Genomic DNA, 616 nt, shown 5'->3' with positions numbered 1-616 from the left:
CAACAAACCATGTCGCTGCCACTCGCGCAGCAAAATCAGAGGTAAGGAGATCAAGACTTACGGCTGACGAATACCTGAAAATTTATCAAGCAGCAGAATCATCACCATGTTGGCTCAGACTTGCAATGGAACTGGCTGTTGTTACCGGGCAACGAGTTGGTGATTTATGCGAAATGAAGTGGTCTGATATCGTAGATGGATATCTTTATGTCGAGCAAAGCAAAACAGGCGTAAAAATTGCCATCCCAACAGCATTGCATATTGATGCTCTCGGAATATCAATGAAGGAAACACTTGATAAATGCAAAGAGATTCTTGGCGGAGAAACCATAATTGCATCTACTCGTCGCGAACCGCTTTCATCCGGCACAGTATCAAGGTATTTTATGCGCGCACGAAAAGCATCAGGTCTTTCCTTCGAAGGGGATCCGCCTACCTTTCACGAGTTGCGCAGTTTGTCTGCAAGACTCTATGAGAAGCAGATAAGCGATAAGTTTGCTCAACATCTTCTCGGGCATAAGTCGGACACCATGGCATCACAGTATCGTGATGACAGAGGCAGGGAGTGGGACAAAATTGAAATCAAATAATGATTTTATTTTGACTGATAGTGACC

1 protein-coding gene is annotated in these 616 nt (G+C 44.3%); it reads left to right on the top strand.

The features are described 5' to 3' along the window. Positions 1 to 590: tyrosine-type recombinase/integrase (locus CSC64_RS13840; RefSeq protein ID WP_162435910.1), on the top strand; the 590-nt coding region annotated here is incomplete at its 5' end. Positions 591 to 616 lie beyond the last annotated feature (26 nt).

This window comes from Pseudoxanthomonas koreensis, from assembly GCF_010093225.1.
GTDB classification, from domain to species: Bacteria; Pseudomonadota; Gammaproteobacteria; order Xanthomonadales; family Xanthomonadaceae; genus Pseudoxanthomonas; species Pseudoxanthomonas koreensis.
This window is presented reverse-complemented; position numbering and strand designations above follow the sequence as displayed.